Raw genomic sequence first — 25,401 nt, forward strand, 5'->3', positions numbered from 1 at the left:
GGCAGTATAGGCGGATCACATTCTCATTACAATTCCCCTACAAACACTTTGGAGACATTTCGATAGAACAGTGATCGCATTCACGGTTTTCATATTTGATACAAATTTAATTATCTGATTTGACATAACTTCAACATCTCTGTTACAAACTGAGCAATAAAAGTTCTATGATGCACAAAAGTTATGGGGATACACTTTCCCCTAAGCACAAGTTATGTAACATTGAGTCGTATTCTTTATAAAGCAACGGTATTGGTTATAACGTAAGCATGTTTAGACCGGATCTCTTAACTACCATGCTACACTCTCAGGAATGTGCCTAACCCAGCCCACGAGCGCCCGTCACTCTGTACCCTGCACGCCTTAAAGATGCCACAGAGATGATTACCTTCTGCGCCTGGCAATGAGCTGGGAGTGCGTGACTTCCCGGTGTTAAAGATCCCTATATAAGGCGCTAAGGAGACTATAAATGGCTGATAAAAAAGCGACGCTAACCCTCGAAGGCGAAGCTCCTATTGAACTTAATGTGCTAAAAGGCACATTAGGTCAGGAAGAGATTGATGTCCGGGCTTTAGGTTCTAAAGGGTATTTCACCTTTGATCCAGGCTTTACCTCTACCGCGTCCTGCGAATCAAAAATTACCTACATCGACGGCGATGAAGGCATTTTGCTGCATCGTGGTTTCCCCATCGATCAGCTGGCTCTGCATTCCAACTATCTGGAAGTGTGCTACATCCTGTTAAACGGCGAAGCCCCGACAAAAGCCCAGTTTGACGAATTCAGAACGACAGTGACCCGTCACACCATGCTGCACGAGCAGATCCACCATCTGTTCCGCGGCTTCCGTCGCGACTCGCATCCGATGGCCGTTATGTGCGGCGTAACCGGCGCGCTGGCTGCTTTCTATCATGATGCCATGGACGTTAATATCGAACGCCATCGTGAGATCGCCGCTTTCCGCCTGCTGTCTAAAATGCCTACCATGGCGGCAATGTGTTACAAATATTCAATCGGTCAGCCGTTTGCCTATCCGCGCAACGATCTTTCCTATGCCGGTAACTTCCTGCACATGATGTTCTCCACACCGTGTGAGGATTATGTCGTGAATCCGGTACTGGAAAGAGCGATGGATCGTATTCTGATCCTGCATGCCGATCACGAGCAAAACGCCTCCACCTCTACCGTGCGTACCGCCGGTTCTTCCGGTGCGAACCCGTTTGCCTGTATCGCCGCGGGCATCGCCTCGCTGTGGGGACCGGCTCACGGCGGCGCGAACGAAGCCTGCCTGCGCATGCTGGAAGAGATCAGCACCGTTGAACACATTCCTGAGTTCCTGCGCCGCGCCAAAGATAAGAACGATTCGTTCCGTCTGATGGGCTTCGGCCACCGCGTGTACAAAAACTACGATCCGCGTGCCACCGTGATGCGTGAAACCTGCCATGAAGTGCTGAAAGAGCTGGGTATGAAAGATGACCTGCTGGAAGTCGCCATGGAACTGGAGCACATCGCGCTGAACGATCCGTACTTTATTGAGCGCAAACTCTATCCAAACGTCGACTTCTATTCCGGCATCATTCTGAAAGCAATGGGCATTCCATCTTCAATGTTTACCGTTATCTTCGCGATGGCGCGTACCGTTGGCTGGATTGCACACTGGAAAGAAATGCACGACGACGGCGTGAAAATTGCCCGTCCGCGCCAGCTGTACACCGGCTACGACAAACGCGATTTTACCTCTCATCTGAAGAAGTAACTGCGAGGCTGGCCTGATTTTCAATCAGTGCCAGAAAAGAGCCAGTAAAAAGCCGGGATCTGCATCCCGGCTTTTTTTATTTCTGGCAACCGGGGCACCAATAAAACGGCCGGGACGATAGCGTGGTTTTCACAATGGTTTCTCCGCAGCGCTCGCAGGCCTGCCCTGCACGATGAAATACCTTAAAGCTGAAAATCGCGCCGTGATGGCGGTTTTCATCGGCTTCACCCCGCGTTCGGTAAGAAAGTCGCGGTATGGCCAGCAGTGCTTCCGCCAGTACATCACACTGCGCATCACTCAGGTCCTCGGCCCGATGACTCGCCGCCAGCTCAGCCTGCCAGAGAATTTCAACCCGCAGGTAGTTACCCAATCCGGCGAGAAAGCTTTGATCGAGCAACAGTCCGCTGAACTGACGACGGCGAAAACGCTTCGACAGCAAACGCTCGCGTACCTGCTCAGCCGTCAACTTCATATCCAGCACGTCCGGCCCGACTCGGTTCAGAAACGGATGGGCGGCCACGCCGTTGGCATCCAGCAGTTCGATATCCGATGCGCTATATAAAAGCAGCGTTTTGTCCGCCGTTGACAGTTTGACCCGCAGCACACGCTTGCTGTCAGGCTCTTTGCCGGTTGGCACCACGCGCCATACACCGTAAAGCTGATTGTGGCTGTATAGCGTCAGCCCGTTGGAAAAGTGAGTCAGTAAGGCCTTACCGCGCGTCTCAATTGCCGTCACCCGCTGCCCCACCAGCTCATGCTGACGGGCCTGCAGCGCAGGATAGGCGAACCAAACCTCGGTCAGCACTTTACCTTGAATTGCCTCTTCCAGGCGGTCCGCCGCCCGGCGAATTTCAGGACCTTCCGGCATGCAAACTCCGTTGCGTCTGTAAGAAAAAACCGGCGACAGAAACATTTCTGACGACGACCGTGGAATAATCAGCTTGTAAGGCTTTATGACCGGGAACGCTGCGCCGTTACAAAAAGAGAGTATCTTGACTAAGAATGGCGGGTTTCATGGCAGGTAACATCGATTTGATGCGCACGAAAAGCCTGCCGAAGCCGCTGTGCAAAGTTAAGCGCGTGGGGCCCGTCGCCGTGCAGGCAGACCGTTTCAGCCCGAACGGCCACCCACTCCCCCGTCACGCTCTGCACTTCGCCACGCTGTACCATATCCAACGTCTGGCGAATCGCCAGCTCCGCCTCTTCGATTAATGCGCCTGGCTGGCCGCGCGGCACCAGTGAACCATCATACTGATAGCCGCGATCGGCAAACACTTCTTCACAGGTTACCAGCCCCTGCGACCGCGCAGCACGAATGGATTCACTACCGGCTAACCCGACCAGCACCAGTGCCGGATCGACAGCTTTTACCGCCTGAGCTATCGCCTCCGCCAGCGGTGCTTCTCTCGCCGCCTGGTTGTACAACATACCGTGAGGTTTGACGTGAACCAGCCTGCCGCTGAGGCTTTCGGTCAGCGCCTTCAGCGCGCCAACCTGATAGATCACCTGCGCATAGACCTCTTCCGGTGGCAGATGCATCGCCGTACGACCAAAGTTTTCCCGATCCGGAAAGCTGGGATGTGCGCCAATCGCCACGCCAGCCTCCAGCGCCTGTCGTACCGACTGCAACATGGTGGAGGCATCGCCTGCGTGGAAACCGCAGGCGATATTCACCGAGGTGACCAACGTCAGAAGCTCACGCTCGCCGGAGCATCCTTCACCGATATCAGCATTCAGATCGATCTTCATGCACGTAACCCCCAGGCGATCTGATCCAGAACTCGCTGCTGTTCCCTTTTGGCCCGCAGCGCCTCTTCCAGAGTACAGTGCACAAAGTGGATCGGCTCTCCCAACCGCAGCTGCGCCAGATGATAAAGATCCGCTTCAATGACGCAGGCAATGCGCGGATAGCCACCGGTTGTTTGTGCGTCGGCCAGCAGCACGATTGGCTGCCCTCCGGCGGGAACCTGGACTACGCCGGGAACCAGCCCGTGGGAAAGTAGTTCACGATCGGCATCGCGCTGTAGCTTACGCCCCTGCAGGCGGTATCCCATCCGGTTACTTTGCGGATCGAGCCGCCATGCAGTGCGCCAGAAGGCCTCACGGCTCTCGGCACTGAATTCATGATACTCCGGCCCTGGTAATGCGCGTACCCGGTTACCCCACAGCAATTGCCGTACGCCTGCGGGTTCACTAAAATCACACGTCGCGGCCCTCAGAGGAAGCCGATCGCCATCCTGAATCTTGCGCCCATCAAGCCCGCCAAAACCCGCTTTCAGATCGGTGCTCATCGACCCCAGCTGCGGTTCAACAGCAAAACCGCCATTGATGGCCAGATAGCTGCGCATACCACGCTGCGGCATACTTAAAGTCAGCCGCTGGCCTTTCTTTACTGCGGTTCGCCAGCCGGTCCAGACGGTCTTTCCGTCCAGTTTTGCGTTACAGCCCGCGCCGGTCAGTGCCAGCCAGCCGTCGCGGCCAAACTCCGCAGTAAACTGCCCAAGAGTGATTTCCAGCACCGCATCCTCCGGCGGGTTGCCTACCAGCATATTTGCGGTCTGCATTGCCGGATTATCCAGCGCTCCACATCGGCTGATGCCGTACTGACGCCAGCCGGTGCGACCAGCATCCTGGATGCTGGTGCTGATCCCGGCGCGAATGATTTTTAGCATATCCCCTCCTTCTGTGGCACAAAGCGCACCCGATCGCCGGACCGCAACAGCACCGGCGGCTGATGTCCAGGGGTGAATAGCATCGTTTTCGCCTGACCGATCAGTTGCCAGCCACCGGGTGTGGCCAGAGGATAAATACCAGTTTGTGCCCCGCCGATACCAACCGAACCGGCAGGAACCGTGAGCCGGGGATCGGCACGCCGTGGAGTGTACAGACGACGGTCAAGGCCGCCAAGATAAGGAAAACCAGGCTGGAAACCGATGAAGTAGACGACGTACTCCACTGCGCTGTGGCATTCAACCACCTGTGAGGCACTCATTTCGCAGTGATGTGCAACCTGATCCAGGTCGGGACCTGCCGCTCCACCGTAGATAACCGGTATCTCGATTAACCGTGACGCCGGTACCTGAACCTCGCTATTTTCCCACCACTGCTGCAGCCACTCGATGGCATCCAGTGCGGTTTGCTGCGGATCGCTTAACACGACGGTAATATTATTCATCCCGGGGACAACATCGATAACTTCAGGACGATCGTGAAGGCGCTGAGCCAGTCCCCATATTCGCTGCTGGCTGCTGAGTGAAACCGGCGGGTCCAGTTCCAGCACCACCGTGCGTTCTCCTAACAAATAACATCGTGCTCGCTGCACTCAAGCCTCCTGAGCGGAAGTGATAGCCATTAACGGACAGGAAAATAGTTATGCGAGATTGCGGTAACGGTGTCAACCCGCCGGGCTTCGACGATCGCACCCGGCAGGTTGCTTATCTGGGATCAGACCGGGTTATTGATATCGATAAAAGTGACATCCAGCCCGTGATTTTCTGCCAGCCACTCGCCGAGCGCCTGTATACCGCAGCGTTCGGTGGCGTGGTGACCGGCGCCATAAAAATGCAGCCCCTGCTCGCGCGCGCTGTGAATGGTCTGTTCGGAAGCTTCACCGCTGATAAACGCATCGACGCCGAACGCGGCGGCGGCATCAATAAAGCCCTGTCCGCCGCCGCTGCACCACGCCACGCGTTTAATCAGTGCCGGTGCATTGTCGCCACAGTGCAGAGGAGTGCGCCCCAGCGTATCTTCAATACGCTTCGCCAGCTGTTCACCGCTAACCGGCTGGGCAAATTCGCCCCAGAACAGCAGTTCTTCCACTTCACCTTTAACTTCAATCCCAAACAGCTTCGCCAGCAGCGCGTTGTTGCCCAGTTCAGGGTGCGCATCCAGCGGCAGATGCCAGCCAAACAGGTTAATGTCGTTTGCCAGCAGCGTTTTCAGGCGCTGGCGCTTCATCCCTTTGATAACAGAAGGTTCGTTCTTCCAGAAATAGCCGTGATGCACCAGTACAGCATCGGCTTCCAGCCGCACGGCTTCGTCGAGGAGTGCCTGGCAGGCGGTGACGCCGGTGACGATTTTTTTAATTTCGCTTCTGCCTTCAACCTGCAACCCGTTCGGGCCGTAGTCTTTGAAGGCGGCGGCATTCAGTAACTGGTTAACCAGCTGTTCGAGTTCACTATTGCGCATAATTAATCCATCTGTTTTCGTGCAGCTTCAAAGGCGTCCAGCGTTTGCTGGCGTGCCTGTTTATGTTCCACGATCGGCACAGGATAATCGAGCTTTTGGTTAGTTTTCTTTGCCCACTCGTGGGGCTGATGGATATATTTTTCCGGCACCTGCCGCAGCTCTGGCAGCCACCGGCGGATAAACTCACCTGCCGCATCGAAACGTTCACCCTGTGTGGTCGGGTTAAAAATGCGGAAATAGGGTGCGGCATCGGTGCCGGTAGACGCGGCCCACTGCCAGCCGCCGTTGTTAGCCGCCAGGTCACCATCGATCAGCTGCGACATAAAGTAGCGTTCGCCCTCGCGCCAGTCGATTAGCAGATCTTTCACCAGAAAACTGGCAGTAATCATCCGCAGCCGGTTGTGCATCCAGCCAAGGCTGTTTAGCTGGCGCATAGCGGCATCGACAATCGGATAGCCTGTTTTGCCTTCCTGCCAGGCGGCAAGATGCCTGGGTTCATCGCGCCAGGCGACTTTTCGCGTCCAGCGAACAAAAGGCTGATGGCGGCACAGCGCCGGATAAGCCACGATCAAATGGCGATAAAACTCGCGCCAGATAAGCTCATTCAGCCAGACAAAAACCTTACCGTCTTCCAGTCCGCGCGGATGTTCTTTGAGCAGTCGATAAAGGCATTGACGCGGAGACAGCACGCCGATGGTCAAATAGACTGAAAGACGGCTGGTGCCGTCAAGCGCAGGCAAATCACGCCGGTCGGGGTAGTGTGTCACAGGCTGCTGGCTGAACTCCCGCAACCTGGCAATCGCGGCCTTCTCGCCGACGGGAAACAGCGAGCTGTCGACGGATTCTCGTGGATAGTTAAACGGCTTCAGCGGAGAAACGTCTTTTATCGGCCCGCTTTCTCGTGCGGCAGGTGCTGAAAAGCATTCAGGTAATCCTTCCTGCAGGCGCTTAACAAACGCCTTGCTGAACGGTGTAAACACCTTATACATCTCACGATTACCGGTCAGTACGCTGCCGGGAGGTAACAGCAGGCTATCGTCAAAACCCTGCGCCATCACATCATTATCAAACAGCACCCGTTCGGCAGCAGCATCACGCTGGCGCTCATTGACCTCGTACTGATAGTTATAGAACATCCGGTCAACATGGTGCTTCTGGCAAAAGTCCAGTAGCACATCTACGGAAGCGCTGAAATCATCACATTCAGCGAGGTGCAGCTCAATGCCCTTTTGCGCCAGCGATTGCTGCAGGTCCTGCAAATTCTGCCAGATAAACTCCGCCTGCTTCGCCGCCATATCATGGCTGTGCCACTGTTTCGGCGTGGCGATAAATAGCGCAATGACTTTTGCGCTGTTCGAGCGACAGGCGGCATAAAGGGCATGATTGTCATTGATGCGCAGATCGTTACGCAGCCAGACAAGGTGGGTTGTCATAATGTTCCCTGAATTTAATTAGTATCCATAACGCAGCCGCAGGGCTTCGGGATAAGGAGAGAAGTAACGCTGCGCGCTCAGCCAGGGATGCGGATACTGCGCCATATAGTGTTTCAGCAGGGTCATCGGTGCCAGTAAAGGCTGGATGCCACGGCGGTAACTGTCAATCAGCATGGACAGCTCCTGGCGCTGCGGCGAATTGAGCTCGCGACGGAAATAGCCCTGAACATGCATCAGTACATTGGTGTGGTTGCTGCGCGAGGCAGGCAGCTTCATCAAATCCATCAGCAGCTGGCGGTAGGCAAAAGCGAACTCCTCCAGCGATTCCCAGCGATCCATTTTTGCCACGAACGGGCCGATTTCCCGGTATTTTGGCTGGGAGTGGGCCAGCAGCAGCAGTTTGTATCGGCTGTGGTAGTCCATCAGTTTTGCCCGGGTCAGGCCACCTGCCCACAGCTGGTTAAATTCATGCAGCGCGTAAACGCGCGCGACAAAATTCTCCCGCAGGATAGGGTCGTGAAGCCGCCCGTCTTCTTCCACCGGCAGCCACGGCAGTTGTGCCATCAGCTCGCGGGTGAAAATGCCGACGCCCTCTTTTTGATTATTATTATTGTCAGGTTGATAGACACGGACGCGTTCCATGCCGCAGCTGGGCGATTTGGCACAAACAATGTAGCCGCACAGGTGGTGAAGCTGGGCCACCTTTTCAGCGGAAAACGCCTGCATATCTTCTGTGACGGCAGAGTTCTTCCCGCTGACGGCAGACTCTTTGCCGTTACTGAAGCGAAGGGCTACATCCCCGCCTTCAACTTGAGTCAAACGAAGTGCGGGTCGGGGAGCAGGTAAACCAATCGCCATTTCCGGGCAGATCGGTTCATAGTGAAGATAAGGGGCCAGCTCTTCTGCAGCGAAAACAGAACGCTTATGCCCACCGTCAAATCTCACCCGCTCACCCAGCAGGCAGGCACTGATGCCAACAGGAATTTTTTTGCTCATATCTATACAACCAAATAATTATTGTACAGGTTTGAGTGTAGATCAATTTCGCTATTTTTTCTCTTAAAACCTTAATCGCTGAATTTTTCGCAAAAAAAATCCCGCACTCCGGCGGGATAGTAAACAGAACAAATTCATTGAAATCGTTGGGGTTAGCTTTAGAGCTGTAACATCAAAGCGATACTTAATAAAAATCGCAGCAGGCCGATTCAGCTTCGGCCAGCCAGACGGGCTTATCGCTGGTTTTTACCCAAACACGATGCAGATAACTGTAAAAGCGGGCACGGTCGGCGCGGAAAAGCATAACCGGCAGCGCGAGCACACCGGCGAGCACTACCGCTGCACGACGCATGAAAATCCGCGTAGTGGAATAAGAGTGATAAAGATTCATACGTCCTCCTCAAATCGGCTAAAAGATTGTCTGTAATCTGAGCAAAATAATACCGCCTTTAATGTAATTTTACTACTGATCGGACCACTTTTTTGACGAAAAATTGTGCTGTTTTTGCTCTGACTGTAATTCTGTTACAGAATGGTTAATTAAGGCTTAAAAAAGCCGTTAATAAGATCGATTAATTAACAATTACCCTCCGGCAAAACTGCGATGGGCGAGCCGCATCATCTTTTGCTAAATTACCCGCCATAATGACGTTTTCCGGCAAGGCTCTCTGGCTGCCGGTGCGGAGGAACCTTGACCACTATTCTGATCGTTGAAGATGAAAAAGAGATCCGCCGTTTTCTGCGCGTGGCACTTGAAGGCGAAGGCTTTCGCGTGGTTGATGCCGATACACTCAGCCGCGGGTTAATTGAGGCCGCTACACGCAAGCCTGAGATGGCGATCCTCGATCTCGGATTGCCGGACGGCGACGGTATTCAGTTTATTCGCGAGGTACGTCAGTGGAGCAGTATGCCGGTGATTGTCCTGTCAGCCCGCAGTGACGAACAGGACAAAATCAACGCGCTGGATGCCGGTGCGGATGATTTCCTGACGAAACCTTTCGGCGTGGGTGAACTGCTGGCGAGAGTGCGTGTTGCCCTGCGCCACCGCCCGAGTTCCACCAGCAGCAGTGAACAGGCGCAAATTACCTTTGGCGAGGTCAGCGTCGATATTGCTGCCCGGCGAGTCACACGCGATGGCAGCGATCTGCATCTGACGCCGATTGAATTTCGTCTGCTGGTCAGCCTGCTGAACCATCCAGGCAAAGTGATGACCCAGCGCCAGCTGCTGGTTCAGGTCTGGGGACCTAATGCGGTTGAGCACAGCCACTACCTGCGGATCTATATGGGGCACCTTCGCCAAAAACTGGAACGCGATCCTGCCCAGCCGCAGCATTTGCTGACGGAAACCGGCGTTGGCTATCGCTTTATTCCCTGAATCACGGCAATAAAAAAGGCCATTCAGTGAATGGCCTTTTCATATTTACTGCAAAAATAACGTCAGACTCAGGCGTTTTTCAACACCGCGCTAACGATCTCTACTGCTTCTTTCTCTATCTTCTCGCGATGCTCGGCACCGAGGAAGCTTTCACAGTAAATTTTGTAGGCATCTTCAGTACCTGAAGGACGCGCGGCAAACCAGCCGTTTTTGGTCATCACTTTCAGGCCACCAATGGAGGCTCCGTTGCCTGGCGCGGCGGTCAGACGATCGGTGATCGGATCGCCTGCCAGCGTGTCTGCACTCACCATTTCCGGCGAAAGCTTCGACAGCGCGGCTTTCTGAGCAGACGTTGCCGCTGCCTGGATACGGTTGTAGCTTGGGGCACCAAAACGCGCGGCCAGTTCATCATAGTGCTGCTGCGGATTCTTACCGGTTACGGCGGTGATTTCTGCCGCCAGCAGACACATGATGATACCGTCTTTGTCGGTCGACCATGGGGTGCCGTCGAAGCGCAGGAAGGATGCACCCGCGCTCTCTTCACCGCCGAATCCGAAGGTCCCGTCAAACAGGCCATCAACGAACCACTTAAAGCCCACCGGCACTTCCACCAGCTTACGGCCGATATCGTCAACCACACGGTCAATCATTGCACTGGACACCAGCGTTTTGCCGACTGCAACATCTTTGCCCCACTGCGGACGATGCTGGAACAGATAGTTCACCGCAACCGCCAGATAGTGGTTAGGATTCATCAATCCGGCAGGCGTGACAATACCGTGGCGGTCATAATCCGGGTCGTTAGCAAACGCCAGATCGAACTTGTCGCGCAGCGCCAGCAGGCCCGCCATTGCACACTCGGATGAGCAGTCCATACGGATCACGCCATCTTTATCCAGGTGCATAAAGCGGAAAGTCTGATCGACCGCATCGTTAACGATGGTCAGATCGAGCTTGTAGAACTCAGCGATCCGCTGCCAGTAGGCAATGCCGGAGCCACCCAACGGATCGACACCAATCTTCAGGCCCGCTTTCTGGATTGCCGGGATATCAACGATCTGCGCCAGGCCTTCGATGTACGGCTGGATCAGATCCTGCTCCTGAAGATGGCCGCTGGCCCATGCCTGATCCAGAGAAATACGCTTAACGTCTTTCAGACCGCCCTTAATTAAGGCATTGGCACGATCTTCCACCACTTTGGTGACGTTGGTATCCGCCGGTCCGCCGTTTGGCGGATTATATTTGATGCCGCCATCTTCCGGTGGATTGTGGGAAGGCGTAATCACAATGCCGTCCGCCAGTACCGCGCCAGCTTTGTTATGCTCAAGGATGGCGTTGGAAATCGCAGGGGTCGGCGTATAGCCATTATCCTGCTGCACAATCACATCCACACCGTTTGCCGCCAGCACTTCCAGCACCGAGATAATCGCCGGTTCAGACAGCGCATGGGTGTCCTTACCGACGTAGCAAGGCCCGGTCACGCCGTTCTTTTTACGTTCTTCGGCAATAGCCTGAGCAATAGCCAGGATATGCGTTTCATTGAAACTGTGACGACCCGCGCTACCGCGATGGCCTGAGGTACCGAATTTTACTGCATGTTCAGCATTACCCAGTTCAGGCTGCAATACGTAGTACTGCGACGTTAATTGTGCAACGTTAATTAAATCGCTCTGCCGGGCTGGCTGCCCGGCACGGGGGTGATTGGCCATTGGCGCTTCTCCCTGACGCTTCGGTTAAAGGGTACCGCAAACTTTCTCGGTCAGTTCCGCCGGGAACTGCATCGATAACATGATATGTTCCACCATGCTGCGCTTGCGGCCGGTATTAGTGTTGGTGATTACCCAGTAAGGGGTACCCGGAATATGCTGAGGCTTGGTATGCGTACCATTCTGAGTCAGCGTCTGCTGGTTACCCGCGAAATAGACCCGCGTGCGGCCATGCAGCGACTCGGTGGCATCGCCAAAGGCTTTGGCGTCCAGGGTGTATAAAGTCGATAAAATCAGCATAAACCTGTTCACCACTTTCTTCTGCTCGGCATATTCGTCAGAAAGCAGCAGTTCACGCACGGCGCGAACGCGATCCTGCGGGCGAGGTTCAGATTTCACGACAGCGGGCTCTTTAACCACCTGGGCAACGGGTGCCGCAGGCGCGGTCTGCCCCGCAGTGAACTTCAGCATACGGCGTAAAATGTCCGATGCGCTTTCCCCAATATGCTGAGTATGGCTGGCAATATAGCGGTATAGCTCTTCGTCGACTTCTATCGTTTTCATCTTTATCCAGTACGGTTGTTGCTTCTATCAGAATCGAGCGCAAAAACAGATACGATCTTCAGGATCGTCTGCTTTCTGGAACCCGGATCCTAACTTCAGGATTATAAAGTTAAATCCAGCCCGGGTGTAGCCTAAGCCCTCTTTGCCAGCAAAAGTCAGAATTTGCCGTAAAAAGATCGTTGGCAGCGCCTGTGCTATCCCCGGCAGAAAATGTAAAATCCATGATACCCTAAGCCTTCGTCCCAACTGTAAGAACTTTGCTATGAATTTGAATGTCCGCCTGCAATCTGAACAATCTGCAACAAACGATCTGCCTCTGGTATTGATCCACGGGCTTTTTGGCAGTCTTGATAACCTGGGAATCCTCGCTCGTGACCTCAAGCAGAACCGTCGGCTGATTCAGATTGATGTACGCAATCATGGTCTGTCGCCACGCTCGAACGAAATGAGCTACGCGCTGATGGCGCAGGACGTGCTGGAAACGTTAGACGGGCTGGGCATTGAGCGTTTCGGCGTTATCGGCCATTCAATGGGCGGCAAAATCGCCATGATGCTAACCGCGCTGGCACCGGACCGCGTGGCAGGACTGGTGGTGATTGATATGGCACCGGTCGCCTACCCTACCCGCCATCATGATGATATCTTCGCCGCGCTCCAGGCAGTTACCCATGCTGGTATCACCTCACGTAGTCAGGCCGCAGCGCTCATGCGCCAGACACTGGCGGAAGAGGGCGTGATCCAGTTTCTGTTAAAATCTTTCCACGAAGGTGAATGGCGTTTTAATGTCCCGGTGCTGTATCAATGCTACGACCAGATTATTGGCTGGCAGCCAGTGCCTGCCTGGCCGCATCCTGCGCTGTTCATTCGCGGTGAGCGTTCCCCCTACCTGGCCGATGAATATCGTGACGCACTGCTGGCACAGTTTCCTCAGGCGCGGGCGCATGTTGTGGCCGGGGCCGGTCACTGGGTTCACGCTGAAAAACCTGATGCAGTTTTACGCGCAATTCGTCGATTTTTTGTGCTGTAAAAACAATTATTTCCCTATGTTGTTAAAACATTGTCGTCATCACTTTCACTGGGGTATGATGCGCGCTGACATTTTTCCGCTGGTGATTTTTACGGCGGATAACGGCCTGACACATCAGAAATCCAGCCTTTCAGTATCACTAATCTATGGCAAAAGAGAACACGGACCGCACAACGATCGATCTGTTCGCAGATGAACGTCGCCCGGGACGACCGAAAACTAATCCGCTGACGCGTGATGAGCAGTTGCGCATCAATAAACGTAATCAGCTTAAACGCGATAAAGTTCGCGGGCTTAAGCGTGTCGAGCTGAAAATGAACAGTGAAGCCGTTGACGCACTTAACCAACTGGCCGAAGCGCGCAATATGAGCCGCAGTGAACTGATTGAAGAGATGTTGCTAAACCAGTTAAAACACCTTCAGTCCTGAATACACCGCGTGCTATCAACGCACAAAGCGACAAATGCCGCAGCATTACTCATTTATCCATTGACGGCGGTCTGCTATTATTACGGCTATCTGCAAAAATTTTGGCAGCCACCATATCATTAAGATTCAAGAGGTTATTAAACTCATGGCAATCGTAGGCATTTTCTTTGGCAGCGATACAGGCAATACGGAAAACATTGCAAAGATGATCCAGAAACAGCTGGGTAAAGACGTTGCAGAAGTTCGTGATATTGCCAAAAGCAGCAAAGAAGACCTTGAAGCCTTCGACATTCTGCTGCTGGGCATTCCCACCTGGTATTACGGTGAAGCCCAGTGTGACTGGGATGACTTTTTCCCTACGCTGGAAGAGATCGACTTCAACGGTAAGCTGGTAGCCCTGTTCGGCTGTGGCGATCAGGAAGACTACTCAGAATATTTCTGCGATGCGATGGGCACTATCCGCGACATCATTGAACCAAACGGTGCGATCCTGGTGGGCCAGTGGCCGACCGAAGGCTACAATTTCGAAGCTTCTAAAGGCCTGGCGGATGACAACCACTTCCTGGGTCTGGCGATTGACGAAGATCGTCAGCCAGAACTGACCAACGAACGCGTTGATAAGTGGGTTAAGCAAATTTTTGATGAACTTCAGCTGAAAGAAATCATCGAAGCCTAAGCTAAACGGCCTGATGTGAGAGACATCTCACATCAGGCCAGTGATTTTTCCTATAGAAGTAATAGATACGTATTTGTAACTTCCACCTGTAAAAATGTACAATAACCCTATCGGTTACCCGCTTTCTCATCCTTCAGCCTCTCTAAACGATCTTTTGCGATCGCCGTGCGGCGGAGTGAGATAGAGCGAAATGTTAACTTTGTAAGATTTGGACGCAGGCCTCACTGGACGTAATGACATTAATCCTTACATCCAATAGTGGTATCAGACATTCCTTGTTGTTTTCATTTCGATGTATGAGTTCTATACTGTGACGCATCCAACTCTAGCGTCAACCGATGTTCAGGGCTTTTCAGCCACTAAGTGACTAGCAAAGTAACAGGACAATATCCGCATGACTGACAACAATACCGCATTAAAGAAGGCCGGCCTGAAAGTCACGCTTCCACGACTGAAAATTCTGGAAGTGCTTCAGGAACCAGAAGGCCATCACGTCAGTGCGGAAGACTTGTATAAGCGCCTGATTGATATGGGCGAAGAAATCGGTTTAGCCACGGTCTACCGCGTGCTTAACCAGTTTGATGACGCAGGGATCGTTACCCGTCATAATTTTGAAGGCGGTAAATCCGTTTTCGAACTGACTCAGCAGCACCACCACGATCATCTGATCTGCCTGGACTGCGGTAAAGTTATTGAATTCCGCGACGAGTATATCGAAGCACGTCAGCGTGAAATCGCGACTCGCCACGGAATCAAGCTGAGCAATCACAGCCTGTATCTCTATGGCCATTGCTCTAAGGGCGACTGCCGCGAAGACGATACGCTGCACGACGAGTAATCCGTTCTGAAATCAGTATGAAACCGGTGGCTATGCCCACCGGTTTTTTTTGCGCGTTATCCGGCATAGACCGGCAGGACGTTCCAGTACGAAAGTATGGAAACCAGCGCATTCACCGCGCCGAAGATCAGCACCAGAACGATCGGTGCCGTCCCTCCTCTCACCTGCCAGGCCGCGTTGGTGAAACGTTGTCGGGCCTTTCTCGCCAGCATTGCCGGAGTGATCACCGCCCACAGCGTAGCCGCCAGCCCGGCATAACCAATCGCCACAAGAAAACCGTTTGGCCAGATCATCGCCGCCGCCAGCGGCAGAATAAAGGTGACCACCGTCGTTTTTAACCGACCGAAGGCTGAACGATCAAACTTAAACAGATCGGCAAGATAGTCGAAGAACCCCAGACTGACACCCAGGAATGAACAGGCGACAGCAAAGTTCGAGAAGATATCCAGCAGCAGATTCAGATAGGGGCTGTGCAGCACACCCGACAGTGCGGCGACCAGCACGTCGATATTTCCGCCCTGTGCTGCAATCGCTTTGAATTCGTGGCGCGGGATATTGCCCATCGTGCCAATAATCCAGATAAAGTAGATCACCAGTGCCAGCAGTGTGCCAAACACCAGACAGCGACAAACCCGGCTGCCGTTCTTTTGATAGTAGCTGATCAGCCCGGCGATATTACCGTGATAGCCAAATGAAGCGAGGCAGAATGGGATCACCATCCACAGATAGCGCAGGTAGTGGCTTTCCTCCCCATGACTGTCCAGCAGTTTCACCGGTTCGATATGCCACAGCAGTCCGCCAAAGATAATCAAAAACGTAATCACTTTCGCGCCGAGAAAAATCAGCGTCATACGACTGACCATTGCCGTACCCAGCCAGATAAACAGCGCTACCAGTAGCGTAAAAGCGAACCCAGCGCTGCGGGCAGAAACCGGCAATGATAGCTGGCTCAGCGTATGCTGAATAATCGCTCCGCTGGCTGAGATATAGGCATAGGTCAGTATCCCCAGAACAAAGGCGACGGACAGACCGTTAATCAGATTCCAGCCCCGTCCCAACAGATCGCGAGTGATCGTGTCAAAGCTGGAACCGGCCGGATAATGCAGGCTGGCCTCCAAAAACAGCAACCCGGAAAGCAGCATGCAGAACCAGGTGATAATCAGTAATGCTGACGACCAGAGAAACCATGCACCGGACATCACCACCGGTAACGAGAACATCCCGGCACCGATAATCGTGCCGCTAATAATTAGCGTTCCCCAGAGTGTAGAAGGCAGGCGGGCGATGGAAACCGGTAAATCCATGACTAATCCTTAGCAAAAAACGGAAACTTACCGCCATCACCGGAATTATTCACTGGATGCACGGCATTAATGCCGCATATTCTACACCAGGCCGAACCCGCGAACTAGTACGATAATCAGTTTGTTACCATGGTTTCCTGCAGATAACGCCAGCTCGGCGGCTGGGTTGCGCAGTTAATGACCGCCAGCGAAATACGATGCGAATGATTATTCTGCTGCTGTTGCAGTTCGTGATACTGGATGACCACCTCATCCCCCCGCTGCGAAATAACGTTGAACTGCTCAATGCTTATCGTCATCCCCTGACGCGCGCCGGTTAAGCGGTTGAATAAGTCCTCAACGTCTGCCAGCGCCAGGCTTTTACCGGTCGGGGTGACCATCACAAAATCTTCAGCAAAATGCGTGAGCAGCTCAGCAGTCTTGCTGCCGTCGCCGTGAAAGACAGCCTCAATCAGCTGATGCAGAACAATGACGCTCTGTGATGCCTTGTTAGTAAGATCGATCATTGGATTTCCTTATGAAAACGTCGTTGATAAATTAGCCACAGCGGTAGTAAACCGCTCACGGCTGCAATAATAAATGCCAGATGCCACGCCAGTTCACCAGGAAAATAACGGCTCAGCACCGCCAGCAGCAGCGTAAACAACGCGGTGCCGAGGCTGAACGTCAGCTGCCGGTTAATATTCCACAGCGTACTTCCCCCACTCATTTGCTGCTCGTTCAGTTCAATTAACACCGTGGTCTGCGCGCAGTTTGCAGCAATCCCGCCGCCAATCCCCATCAGCAGATAGGCCGCACACAGGATCCCACTGCTACTTGTATCACTAACTAAGGACAGCAGCGCAATGCCGCCGCTATGCAGCAACATGCCGCAGGTGAATAAGCGAGGTGCGCCTGCGCGATAATAAATCCGCCCGGCCACCAGCATCGCCGCCAGCGCGCCGACGCCGTAAAGCAGCATAAAGCTACCGGTATGCCCGGCACTGAAATGCAAAACCTGCTGCAGGTAGAAAATGTTAAGCAGGTTAACCCCGGTAAACACGCCCGGAACGGCATAGTAAACGGCGATGGACAGATTCAACTGAGGATTGCGCAGCAGGCTGAGATCGAGAATGGCCGTCGACTGGCGGCGGTAGTGCCGTAGATAGCCCCACCCCAGCAGTAAAGAAACGCCCAGCCATAATGCAGCCTGCGGTACAGCGTGCTGCTCGCTAAACAGCGACAGGCTTCTCAACAGCGTACCCAAAGTGCCGCAGACCAGAATGATCCCGGTGATATCTGCACGTGTGCGCTCCATTGCCTGTGGGCGAATCCATATCGCCGCCAGCAGCGCCGCAAGCAGGCTGAAAGGAATATTGCTATAGAAGATCCAGCGCCAGGAAAGCACATCCACCAACATGCCCCCCAGCAGAGGGGACAGCGCCGGGGCAATCAGCGCTACGCACATGATCAACGTCGATATAGCGGCGCGCTGCCGCCCCTGAAACAAATTAAAGGTTAGCGCCTGCCCTACCGGGATCAGCAACCCTCCACCCGCGCCCTGGATAAAACGCCATGCAACCAGCGTGCTAAAAGAGTCGGCCTGCGCACAGCCCAGCGCAGCGATGCTGAAAATCAGCATTGAGGCGACGATGGTTTGTCGTGTGCCAAAACGCGAAGCCAGCCAGCCGCTCAACGGCACGATCAGCGTCAGCCCCAGAATATAACTATTAGCCACCCAACTGATGGATTCCGTCGCCACCGACATCTGCACCGCAATCGACGGTAGCGCAATGGCTGACATAAAAATATTAATACAATCAATGAAAAAGCCGAGCAGAAAGATCGCTGCAACCCGATAACCATAGTGCATTGTCATACCTCCACGCGCAGCATAGCGGTGGTTGACCTGGCAAATAAAGGCGCATAAATTTAAATGATTGTTTGATTAAACTGAATAATCCCATGCATGCCCATCTCGATAAGATCCACACCTTTTTTGCCATTGTCGACAGCGGCAGCTTTACCCGGGCCGCCAGTAATCTCGGCTTGAGCCGCGCGATGGTCAGCCTGCATATCAAAAGCCTGGAACAGCTGCTTGGCGTCACACTCCTGGTACGCAATACCCGTAGCCTCGCCCTCACCGGCCACGGACAGCAGTTTTATCAGGATTTTAAGCTGATTTTCGCTGATATTGACCGGGCGGTATCGCGAGTCGCCACAGAGCATCACTCACTTTCAGGGGAACTGCGCATCACCTCCACGTGGGAGTATGGTCAGCAGTTCCTGATGCCGCTGGTCAGCGAATTTTGCCAGCGCCACCCGTTGCTGAAACTGAACTACAGCGTGGGGGCTTCACTGGATGATTTGGTCAGTAATAAACTGGATGTGGCGATAAGACTGGGTGCACTGCGCGACTCATCGTTAAAAAGCCGCAGGCTGGCAGACTATGCCATTTTACTGGTGGCTTCACCTGCTCTGGTAAACCGCTTTCACCCGCAGGATCTGCAGGAGGTTTCCGCCCTGCCCTGGATACACAACAGCAACCTGACTCATCCCGGCCGCTGGACGTTTCGTGGAGCGGATAATCGTTTGTCCGAACTGAAGTCCGATGCTGCTTATACCGCCAACTCCGCGCAAATCGTCCGCCAGATGGTACTGGCCGGGATGGGCGTCGCGGTGCTGCCGGAATGGCTGGTACGCGAAGATATTGCCGCAGGCAGGCTACAGCATCTGTTTAAGGCGTGGCAGCTGCCGGATCAACCGGTCAGTGCCGTATTTTCCGGGCAGGGGGAAATGCAGCGAAAAACCCGGCTGTTTATCGATTTTCTTTCTCAGAAACTGTCGATACAGCCGGGTTAGATCCGATTGGGAGTGGCATAAGGTATTCTACAGGGCACTGCGGTTACGGTGATTAAGGCGAAAAAAAAGGGCGAATCATCGCCCTTTTATTAAAACAGAATCGGTTAGTCGCCGATTTTAGCCCAGGTATCACGCAGGCCTACGGTACGGTTAAATACCAGATTATTGGCTGAAGAATAAACGCTGTCAGCACAGAAATAGCCTTCACGCTCAAACTGATACGCCGCTGAAGCTTCCGCTTTCTGCATGCCCGGCTCGACGAAACCGTGACGGATCACCAGAGATTCCGGGTTGATGCTGGCAAGGAAATCTTCCGCTGCCGCCGGGTTTGGCACGCTAAACAGGCGATCGTACAGACGGAACTCTGCCGGTAGCGCATGCACGGCGGAAACCCAGTGGATCACGCCTTTTACTTTACGGCCATCGGCGGGATCTTTGCTGAGGGTATCAACGTCGCAGGTGCAGAACAGGCAGGTAATATTGCCGTCTTCATCCTTCGCCACGCGTTCGGCTTTAATTACATAAGCGTTACGCAGGCGAACTTCTTTACCCAGCACCAGACGCTTATACTGCTTGTTCGCTTCCTCACGGAAATCGGCGCGATCGATATAGATCTCGCGGCTGAACGGGACTTCACGGGTGCCCATTTCCGGCTTGTTCGGGTGGTTCGGCATGCTAATCATCTCTTCATGATGAGCAGGCAGGTTTTCAATCACCAGTTTAACCGGGTCCAGCACCGCCATCGCGCGCGGGGCGTTTTCGTTGAGATCGTCACGAATACAGGATTCGAGAGCGGCCATCTCAACATTGTTGTCCTGCTTGGTCACACCGATACGACGGCAGAACTCACGGATTGACTCCGCGCTATAACCACGACGGCGCAGACCGGAAACGGTCAGCATGCGCGGATCGTCCCAGCCCTCAACCACGTTCTCGCTCACCAGCTGGCTCAGCTTGCGCTTCGACATAATGGCGTATTCAAGATTCAGGCGAGAGAACTCATACTGACGCGGGTGAACCGGGATAGTGATGTTATCCAGCACCCAGTCATACAGGCGGCGGTTGTCCTGGAATTCCAGCGTACACAGGGAATGGGTAATTCCTTCCAGCGCATCAGAAATACAGTGCGTAAAGTCGTACATCGGATAGATGCACCACTTAGAACCGGTCTGATGGTGGTCCGCGAATTTAATGCGGTACAGCACCGGGTCGCGCATCACGATAAAGTTTGACGCCATATCGATTTTGGCACGCAGGCAGGCTTTCCCTTCTTCAAAACCGCCGCTGCGCATTTTCTCGAACAGCGCCAGGTTCTCTTCTACGCTGCGATCGCGATAAGGGCTGTTTTTGCCCGGCGCGGTCAGGCTGCCGCGGTATTCACGGATTTGCTCCGGTGAGAGTTCATCCACATACGCCAGCCCTTTTTCGATCAGTTCTACTGCATAGTTGTGCAGCTGGTCGAAATAGTCAGATGAGTAACGCACCTCGCCGCTCCATTCGAAGCCGAGCCACTGCACGTCACGCTTAATTGACTCAACGAACTCCAGGTCTTCCTTCACCGGGTTAGTATCATCAAAACGCAGATTGCACTGACCCTGGTAATCATTCGCGATACCAAAGTTCAGGCAGATCGACTTAGCGTGGCCAATATGCAGGTAGCCGTTTGGCTCAGGCGGGAAGCGGGTATGCACGCTCTTGTGCTTACCGGACGCCAGATCTTCGTCGATAATCTGACGAATAAAGTTCGTTGGGCGGGCTTCAGCCTCACTCATCTCAATTTCCTCAATTAATGCCTGGAATAAATTCGCTACGAAATAACGGAGTATGATCCACAAAGCGGGGGACTGAGACAACCGTTTGTTACGGAAATCCAATAAAAAAAGGGCGGGAATTGCTCGCCGCCCTTTCTGCTTACGTTAGTATCGTATTTTAGCCATTAATCTCGTAGATACGGCTCTCACCGGCAACCACGGTATCGCCTGCCAGCAGCGTTAATCCGGAGAAGTCCTCGATGTTGCTGACCACGACCGGGCTTATCATCGAACGGGCATTCGCCTCAAGGAAAGCCAGATCCATCTCCAGCACCGGCTGACCGGCAACCACATGAGCACCCTCTTCCACCAGTCGGGTAAAGCCTTTACCCTGCAGCGCAACGGTATCCAGCCCCATGTGCACCACGATTTCTGCCCCTTTTTCCGTTTCCAGACAGAAGGCATGATTGGTGTTAAAGATTTTCACCAGCGTACCGCTGGCTGGCGCAACAACGGTGCTGCTGGTCGGTTTGATCGCCAGACCGTCACCTACCGCTTTACTGGCAAAGGCTTCATCAGGTACCTGATCAATCGCTACAACGGTACCGCTTACCGGTGCCACCAGCGTACCAACAATCCCTTTGCTGGCGTTTGGCACGGCCTGTGGCGCAGCAGCAGGTGCTACAGGAGCGACTGGCGTAGCGGTAGCCGCTGCCGCCGCGACAGGTCCTTTAGCAATCAGTTTTTTCATGCTTTCAGCGATGGATTCCGCTTTCGCCCCCACAATCACCTGAATCGTCTGTTTGTTCAGCCGAACAATACCGGATGCGCCCAGGCGCTTACAGGCCGCATCGTTAACCAGTCCGGCATCTTTCACCGACAGGCGCAGACGAGTGATACAGGCATCTATGACATTGAGGTTATCGGAACCACCAACGGCCCCGATATACTGACGGGAAAGCTGCTCCATCCCCTCTTCGGTATTGCTGTTTGCCTCTTCTTCTACCACCAGGTCAGATGCATCCTCGCGGCCCGGCGTTTTCAGGTTCATCAGGCGGATGACGGCGCTGAACAGCACAAAGTAAATCACGAAGGCAACAACACCCATCACCAGCAGCATCCAAACGTTCTTACTGGCGGCAGGCAGGTTGTACATTAACGCATAGTCGATGGCGCCCGCAGAGAAGGAGAAACCGGCATGAATACCCAGCAGCGTGGCGACAAACAGGCTGATGCCGGTTAGCAATGCGTGGATCAGATACAGCATCGGTGCCAGGAACATGAACAGGAATTCAAGCGGTTCGGTAACACCGGTCAGGAAAGCGGTTACCGCAACGGACAGCAGCATACCGCCAACCATTGGACGACGCTCTTTTGGTGCGGCCATATACATCGCCAGCGCGGCGCCCGGCAGACCGAACATCATGATCGGGAAGAAGCCCGACATAAACATCCCTGCGGTGCCATCACCGGCGTAGAAACGGTTGATGTCGCCGTGGAAGACGGTGCCTGCTGCGTTGGTGAATTCACCAATCTGGAACCAGGCAATGGTATTCAGCACCTGATGCAGACCGGTAGGAATCAGCAGACGGTTAACGAAGCCGAACACGCCTGCCCCGAATGCACCTTCTGCCACAATCCACTCACCACCGGCGTGAATTGCGTTCTGAACCGGCGGCCAGACATAGCCAAAAATGGCTGCCAGCACCAGACAGAAGAAGCCCGTCGCGATTGGCACAAAGCGCTTGCCGCCGAAGAAACTGAGGAAGTCAGGCAGTTTGATGTCGGCCCAGCGGTTATAGGTTGCGCCCGCGACCAGACCGGTGATGATCCCGGCCAGCACGCCCATATTGATCGCGGGATTGATGGTGACCATCGCTTTAGTCAGGATGAAATAACCCACTGCACCAGCCAGCGCTGCCGCACCGGCATTATCTTTTGACCAGGTTGACGCCACGCCGATGGCGAAGATTAGCGCCAGGTTATCGAAGATTGCACCACCGCCCTGCGCGATGAACGGCATATTCAGTAAATCAGGCTGACCAAAGCGCAGCATCAGTGCAGCAACCGGTAGTACGGCTATCGGCAGCTGTAGCGAACGCCCCAATCGTTGAAAGAATCCTAAAATATTCACCTTTTCCCCCTTTGAACCCGTTAAGGTGCCAGAAATCGTTTATTTTTTTACGGTCTTCTGCAGTCTGAGTGACAGTATACACCACAGCCATAAGTGTAAAAAAAAATTAATTCGCTTCGCAAATTATATCGCTACTTATGTGACTAAAATCACCAAAAAGAGCATTTTTGTAACCATTTCACTGGTCAACAGAACAAACTTATTTTATGATACGAAAAATCAAAACGGACTTATCCCTCTGTTATCTGTTCGTAATCACGTTACGATAATTCTTAACTAGCAGAGCAGCGTTTTCAGACCCATTTCATATTGCGCAATTGACGAGGTTCATCATGAGACTGATTCCACTGGCAACATCTCCTCAGGTCGGCAAGTGGGCAGCACGCCACATTGTTAACCGCATTAATAACTTTAAGCCTACCGCAGAGCGCCCTTTCGTTCTCGGCCTGCCGACCGGCGGCACTCCACTGGAAGCCTATAAACACCTTATTGATATGCATAAAGCGGGCCAGGTTAGCTTCAAACATGTTGTTACGTTCAATATGGACGAATATGTAGGTCTGCCAAAAGAGCACCCTGAAAGCTATCACAGCTTTATGCACCGTAATTTTTTCGATCACGTTGATATTCAAAGCGAAAACATTAATCTTCTCAATGGTAATGCGCCTGATATTGACGCAGAATGTCGTCAGTATGAGGAAAAAATTCGTGCTTACGGCAAAATCCATCTGTTTATGGGTGGCGTAGGCAACGACGGACACATCGCCTTTAACGAACCCGCATCCTCTCTGGCTTCACGTACCCGCATTAAAACGCTGACCCACGATACCCGTATCGCCAACTCGCGTTTCTTCGGTGGCGATGTGGATCAGGTACCTAAATACGCGCTAACCGTGGGCGTCGGTACGCTGCTTGATGCAGAGGAAGTAATGATTCTGGTTACCGGGCACCTGAAAGCCCATGCCCTGAAAGCGGCCGTTGAAGGCAACGTGAATCATATGTGGACCATTAGCTGCCTGCAGCTGCATGCTAAATCCGTTGTTGTCTGCGATGAGCCAGCGACCATGGAATTGAAAGTGAAGACCGTGAAGTACTTCCGCGAAATGGAAGCGGAAAATATCACCGGTCTGTGATGCCGGGAGCTAAGCCTCCCCTTCACCGATCGCATCCGGCCAAACGCGGTTTCGTTAACGCTGGCCGGATCGTACCAGCATTAAAAGTCAGGAGAATGACTATGTACGCTTTAACACAGGGTCGCATTTATACCGGCCATGAAGTCCTCGACGGGCACGCAGTGGTGATCGCTGACGGCCTGATCGACCGTGTTTGCCCGCAGGGCGATGTGCCTGCCGGTATTGAAATCCGTGACGTCAACGGTGCCATTATTGCCCCTGGCTTTATCGATCTGCAGCTTAACGGCTGTGGCGGCGTGCAGTTCAATGATGATCCTGCTGCAATCAGCGTTGAAACGCTGAATATTATGCAGAAAGCGAATGAAAAATCAGGCTGCACCAGTTTCCTGCCGACGCTTATCACCAGCACGGACGAGCTGATGAAGCGTGCGGTTGAAGTGATGCGAGCCTGGCTGGCACAAAACAGTCATCAGGCGTTGGGTCTGCACCTGGAAGGTCCGTGGCTGAATCCACTGAAGAAAGGTACGCACAACCCGGCACTGATTCGTGCACCGGATAAAGCGCTGGTCGACTTCCTGTGTGAAAATGCGGATGTTATTACCAAGATCACCCTCGCCCCTGAAAAAGTGGGCACGGAAGTGATCCGCCAACTGCGCGCGGCCGGAATCGTGATTTCCGCCGGGCATTCTCACGCCACGTATGACGAAGCGCGCAGCGGCATCTCCGCGGGCGTCAGTTTTGCGACCCACCTTTACAACGCAATGCCAACCACCACCGGCCGTGAACCGGGTTTGATCGGTGCACTGTTTGATTCACCGGATGTCTGGTGTGGCGTGATTGCCGACGGTTTACACGTTCATTTCGCCAACATTCGGAATGCAAAACGCATCAAAGGCGACAAGCTGGTACTGGTTACCGATGCCACCGCACCGGCAGGCGCTAATATTGACCAGTTCATTTTTGCTGGCAAAACAATATACTATCGTAACGGGCTGTGCGTTGATGAGAACGGCACGCTGAGTGGTTCTGCGCTAACTATGATTGAAGCTGTCGAGAACAGCGTCGAACATGTTGGTATCGCTCTGGATGAAACGCTCCGTATGGCAACGCTTTATCCCGCCCGTGCAATGGGGGTTGATAATCAGTTAGGGTCAATTGAAGCCGGAAAAGTGGCGAACCTGACGGTATTCACCCGCGACTATAAAATCACCCGGACCATCGTTAATGGTAACGAGGTCTTTAGCGAGTAGATAT

24 protein-coding genes are annotated in these 25,401 nt (G+C 53.5%); 9 read left to right on the top strand and 15 right to left on the bottom strand.

Features of this window, described 5'->3' with window-relative positions; translation table 11 throughout:
• Positions 1–469 precede the first annotated feature (469 nt).
• Positions 470–1,753: a citrate synthase gene (locus IBT47_RS06300; RefSeq protein WP_105591079.1), complete on the top strand. Its 1,284-nt coding sequence runs from the start codon at positions 470–472 to the stop codon at positions 1,751–1,753.
• A 76-nt stretch (positions 1,754–1,829) separates the two neighbouring features.
• On the opposite strand, the gene nei is transcribed toward IBT47_RS06300, so the two are convergent.
• From nei to IBT47_RS06340, 8 genes are all read right to left on the bottom strand, one after another.
• Positions 1,830–2,621: an endonuclease VIII gene (nei, locus tag IBT47_RS06305; protein WP_200559819.1), complete on the bottom strand. Its 792-nt coding sequence runs from the start codon at positions 2,619–2,621 to the stop codon at positions 1,830–1,832.
• A 128-nt stretch (positions 2,622–2,749) separates the two neighbouring features.
• Positions 2,750–3,502, bottom strand: a complete 753-nt coding sequence (pxpA, locus tag IBT47_RS06310) for a 5-oxoprolinase subunit PxpA (RefSeq protein ID WP_200559820.1) — start codon at positions 3,500–3,502, stop codon at positions 2,750–2,752.
• Positions 3,499–4,425 (bottom strand): 5-oxoprolinase subunit PxpC, encoded by a 927-nt coding sequence (gene pxpC / locus IBT47_RS06315; RefSeq protein WP_200559821.1) that lies wholly within the window; start codon positions 4,423–4,425, stop codon positions 3,499–3,501. The genes pxpA and pxpC overlap by 4 nt, the downstream gene beginning before the upstream one ends.
• Positions 4,419–5,075, bottom strand: coding sequence for a 5-oxoprolinase subunit PxpB (gene pxpB / locus IBT47_RS06320; RefSeq protein ID WP_200559822.1), 657 nt, complete (start codon positions 5,073–5,075; stop codon positions 4,419–4,421). The genes pxpC and pxpB overlap by 7 nt, the downstream gene beginning before the upstream one ends.
• Positions 5,076–5,197: 122 nt before the next feature.
• Positions 5,198–5,941 (bottom strand): type 2 GTP cyclohydrolase I, encoded by a 744-nt coding sequence (locus tag IBT47_RS06325; protein ID WP_105591074.1) that lies wholly within the window; start codon positions 5,939–5,941, stop codon positions 5,198–5,200.
• A gap of 2 nt (positions 5,942–5,943) precedes the next feature.
• On the bottom strand, positions 5,944–7,374 hold the full coding sequence (gene phrB, locus IBT47_RS06330) for a deoxyribodipyrimidine photo-lyase (RefSeq protein WP_200559823.1): 1,431 nt from the start codon (positions 7,372–7,374) through the stop codon (positions 5,944–5,946).
• A gap of 18 nt (positions 7,375–7,392) precedes the next feature.
• Positions 7,393–8,370 carry a 2-thiouracil desulfurase family protein gene (locus IBT47_RS06335; protein WP_200559824.1) on the bottom strand — a complete coding sequence of 326 codons (978 nt, stop codon included), beginning with the start codon at positions 8,368–8,370 and terminating at the stop codon, positions 7,393–7,395.
• A gap of 184 nt (positions 8,371–8,554) precedes the next feature.
• Complete coding sequence (locus tag IBT47_RS06340) at positions 8,555–8,761, bottom strand: YbfA family protein (RefSeq protein ID WP_200559825.1); 207 nt, start codon at positions 8,759–8,761, stop codon at positions 8,555–8,557.
• A gap of 300 nt (positions 8,762–9,061) precedes the next feature.
• Here IBT47_RS06340 and kdpE point away from each other — a divergent pair, with 300 nt between their 5' ends.
• Positions 9,062–9,745: a two-component system response regulator KdpE gene (kdpE, locus tag IBT47_RS06345; protein ID WP_200547386.1), complete on the top strand. Its 684-nt coding sequence runs from the start codon at positions 9,062–9,064 to the stop codon at positions 9,743–9,745.
• Positions 9,746–9,813: 68 nt separating this feature from the next.
• Here the strand turns inward: kdpE and pgm are convergent, their stop codons facing one another.
• Both pgm and seqA read right to left on the bottom strand, forming a co-directional pair.
• Complete coding sequence (gene pgm / locus IBT47_RS06350; protein ID WP_200559826.1) at positions 9,814–11,454, bottom strand: phosphoglucomutase (alpha-D-glucose-1,6-bisphosphate-dependent); 1,641 nt, start codon at positions 11,452–11,454, stop codon at positions 9,814–9,816.
• Between the two features lie 24 nt (positions 11,455–11,478).
• A complete protein-coding gene (seqA, locus tag IBT47_RS06355; RefSeq protein WP_105591068.1) occupies positions 11,479–12,015 on the bottom strand; it encodes a replication initiation negative regulator SeqA in 537 nt (178 codons plus the stop codon).
• Positions 12,016–12,277: 262 nt separating this feature from the next.
• Here seqA and ybfF point away from each other — a divergent pair, with 262 nt between their 5' ends.
• The 4 genes from ybfF (at position 12,278) to fur (ending at position 14,984) form a co-directional block, all read left to right on the top strand.
• Positions 12,278–13,042 (top strand): esterase, encoded by a 765-nt coding sequence (gene ybfF, locus IBT47_RS06360; protein WP_200559827.1) that lies wholly within the window; start codon positions 12,278–12,280, stop codon positions 13,040–13,042.
• A gap of 146 nt (positions 13,043–13,188) precedes the next feature.
• Positions 13,189–13,470, top strand: coding sequence for a LexA regulated protein (gene ybfE, locus IBT47_RS06365; RefSeq protein WP_105591066.1), 282 nt, complete (start codon positions 13,189–13,191; stop codon positions 13,468–13,470).
• A 145-nt stretch (positions 13,471–13,615) separates the two neighbouring features.
• The gene (fldA, locus tag IBT47_RS06370; protein ID WP_123336569.1) at positions 13,616–14,146 is read left to right on the top strand and encodes a flavodoxin FldA; all 531 of its coding nucleotides are present in this window, start codon (positions 13,616–13,618) and stop codon (positions 14,144–14,146) included.
• A gap of 394 nt (positions 14,147–14,540) precedes the next feature.
• Positions 14,541–14,984 (top strand): ferric iron uptake transcriptional regulator, encoded by a 444-nt coding sequence (fur, locus tag IBT47_RS06375; RefSeq protein ID WP_105591064.1) that lies wholly within the window; start codon positions 14,541–14,543, stop codon positions 14,982–14,984.
• Between the two features lie 56 nt (positions 14,985–15,040).
• Here the strand turns inward: fur and mtr are convergent, their stop codons facing one another.
• The 3 genes from mtr to IBT47_RS06390 form a co-directional block, all read right to left on the bottom strand.
• The gene (gene mtr / locus IBT47_RS06380) at positions 15,041–16,288 is read right to left on the bottom strand and encodes a tryptophan permease (protein ID WP_200559828.1); all 1,248 of its coding nucleotides are present in this window, start codon (positions 16,286–16,288) and stop codon (positions 15,041–15,043) included.
• Between the two features lie 116 nt (positions 16,289–16,404).
• Positions 16,405–16,794 carry a hypothetical protein gene (locus IBT47_RS06385; RefSeq protein ID WP_200559829.1) on the bottom strand — a complete coding sequence of 130 codons (390 nt, stop codon included), beginning with the start codon at positions 16,792–16,794 and terminating at the stop codon, positions 16,405–16,407.
• Positions 16,791–18,146: an MFS transporter gene (locus IBT47_RS06390; RefSeq protein ID WP_370569863.1), complete on the bottom strand. Its 1,356-nt coding sequence runs from the start codon at positions 18,144–18,146 to the stop codon at positions 16,791–16,793. The genes IBT47_RS06385 and IBT47_RS06390 overlap by 4 nt, the downstream gene beginning before the upstream one ends.
• 86 nt (positions 18,147–18,232) lie before the next feature.
• Between IBT47_RS06390 and IBT47_RS06395 the strand changes: the two genes are divergently transcribed.
• On the top strand, positions 18,233–19,129 hold the full coding sequence (locus tag IBT47_RS06395; protein WP_200559830.1) for a LysR family transcriptional regulator: 897 nt from the start codon (positions 18,233–18,235) through the stop codon (positions 19,127–19,129).
• Positions 19,130–19,233: 104 nt separating this feature from the next.
• Here IBT47_RS06395 and glnS read toward each other — a convergent pair whose 3' ends face one another.
• Entirely contained in the window at positions 19,234–20,901 is a 1,668-nt protein-coding gene (gene glnS, locus IBT47_RS06400) for a glutamine--tRNA ligase (protein ID WP_105591057.1), read from the bottom strand.
• 157 nt (positions 20,902–21,058) lie between these two features.
• The gene (nagE, locus tag IBT47_RS06405; protein WP_200559831.1) at positions 21,059–23,014 is read right to left on the bottom strand and encodes a PTS N-acetyl glucosamine transporter subunit IIABC; all 1,956 of its coding nucleotides are present in this window, start codon (positions 23,012–23,014) and stop codon (positions 21,059–21,061) included.
• 332 nt (positions 23,015–23,346) lie between these two features.
• On the opposite strand from nagE, the gene nagB reads away from it, so the two are divergent.
• Together nagB and nagA are read left to right on the top strand one after the other, a co-directional pair.
• A complete protein-coding gene (gene nagB / locus IBT47_RS06410) occupies positions 23,347–24,147 on the top strand; it encodes a glucosamine-6-phosphate deaminase (protein ID WP_105591055.1) in 801 nt (266 codons plus the stop codon).
• A gap of 101 nt (positions 24,148–24,248) precedes the next feature.
• Positions 24,249–25,397 carry an N-acetylglucosamine-6-phosphate deacetylase gene (gene nagA, locus IBT47_RS06415; RefSeq protein ID WP_200559832.1) on the top strand — a complete coding sequence of 383 codons (1,149 nt, stop codon included), beginning with the start codon at positions 24,249–24,251 and terminating at the stop codon, positions 25,395–25,397.
• The last annotated feature ends 4 nt before the right edge of the window (positions 25,398–25,401 follow it).

It is taken from the genome of Erwinia sp. S43 (assembly GCF_016624745.1).
In the GTDB taxonomy this organism is placed as follows: Bacteria; Pseudomonadota; Gammaproteobacteria; order Enterobacterales; family Enterobacteriaceae; genus Erwinia; species Erwinia coffeiphila.

Excerpts from the sequence above, each read along its gene's own strand:
- IBT47_RS06300 (WP_105591079.1), top strand. The coding sequence starts at position 470 with ATGGCTGATAAAAAAGCGACGCTAACCCTCGAAGGCGAAGCTCCTATT.
- nei (WP_200559819.1), bottom strand. The coding sequence starts at position 2,621 with ATGCCGGAAGGTCCTGAAATTCGCCGGGCGGCGGACCGCCTGGAAGAG.
- pxpA (WP_200559820.1), bottom strand. The coding sequence starts at position 3,502 with ATGAAGATCGATCTGAATGCTGATATCGGTGAAGGATGCTCCGGCGAG.
- pxpC (WP_200559821.1), bottom strand. The coding sequence starts at position 4,425 with ATGCTAAAAATCATTCGCGCCGGGATCAGCACCAGCATCCAGGATGCT.
- IBT47_RS06325 (WP_105591074.1), bottom strand. The coding sequence starts at position 5,941 with ATGCGCAATAGTGAACTCGAACAGCTGGTTAACCAGTTACTGAATGCC.
- phrB (WP_200559823.1), bottom strand. The coding sequence starts at position 7,374 with ATGACAACCCACCTTGTCTGGCTGCGTAACGATCTGCGCATCAATGAC.
- IBT47_RS06335 (WP_200559824.1), bottom strand. The coding sequence starts at position 8,370 with ATGAGCAAAAAAATTCCTGTTGGCATCAGTGCCTGCCTGCTGGGTGAG.
- IBT47_RS06340 (WP_200559825.1), bottom strand. The coding sequence starts at position 8,761 with ATGAATCTTTATCACTCTTATTCCACTACGCGGATTTTCATGCGTCGT.
- pgm (WP_200559826.1), bottom strand. The coding sequence starts at position 11,454 with ATGGCCAATCACCCCCGTGCCGGGCAGCCAGCCCGGCAGAGCGATTTA.
- seqA (WP_105591068.1), bottom strand. The coding sequence starts at position 12,015 with ATGAAAACGATAGAAGTCGACGAAGAGCTATACCGCTATATTGCCAGC.
- ybfF (WP_200559827.1), top strand. The coding sequence starts at position 12,278 with ATGAATTTGAATGTCCGCCTGCAATCTGAACAATCTGCAACAAACGAT.
- ybfE (WP_105591066.1), top strand. The coding sequence starts at position 13,189 with ATGGCAAAAGAGAACACGGACCGCACAACGATCGATCTGTTCGCAGAT.
- fldA (WP_123336569.1), top strand. The coding sequence starts at position 13,616 with ATGGCAATCGTAGGCATTTTCTTTGGCAGCGATACAGGCAATACGGAA.
- fur (WP_105591064.1), top strand. The coding sequence starts at position 14,541 with ATGACTGACAACAATACCGCATTAAAGAAGGCCGGCCTGAAAGTCACG.
- mtr (WP_200559828.1), bottom strand. The coding sequence starts at position 16,288 with ATGGATTTACCGGTTTCCATCGCCCGCCTGCCTTCTACACTCTGGGGA.
- IBT47_RS06385 (WP_200559829.1), bottom strand. The coding sequence starts at position 16,794 with ATGATCGATCTTACTAACAAGGCATCACAGAGCGTCATTGTTCTGCAT.
- IBT47_RS06390 (WP_370569863.1), bottom strand. The coding sequence starts at position 18,146 with ATGACAATGCACTATGGTTATCGGGTTGCAGCGATCTTTCTGCTCGGC.
- IBT47_RS06395 (WP_200559830.1), top strand. The coding sequence starts at position 18,233 with ATGCATGCCCATCTCGATAAGATCCACACCTTTTTTGCCATTGTCGAC.
- glnS (WP_105591057.1), bottom strand. The coding sequence starts at position 20,901 with ATGAGTGAGGCTGAAGCCCGCCCAACGAACTTTATTCGTCAGATTATC.
- nagB (WP_105591055.1), top strand. The coding sequence starts at position 23,347 with ATGAGACTGATTCCACTGGCAACATCTCCTCAGGTCGGCAAGTGGGCA.
- nagA (WP_200559832.1), top strand. The coding sequence starts at position 24,249 with ATGTACGCTTTAACACAGGGTCGCATTTATACCGGCCATGAAGTCCTC.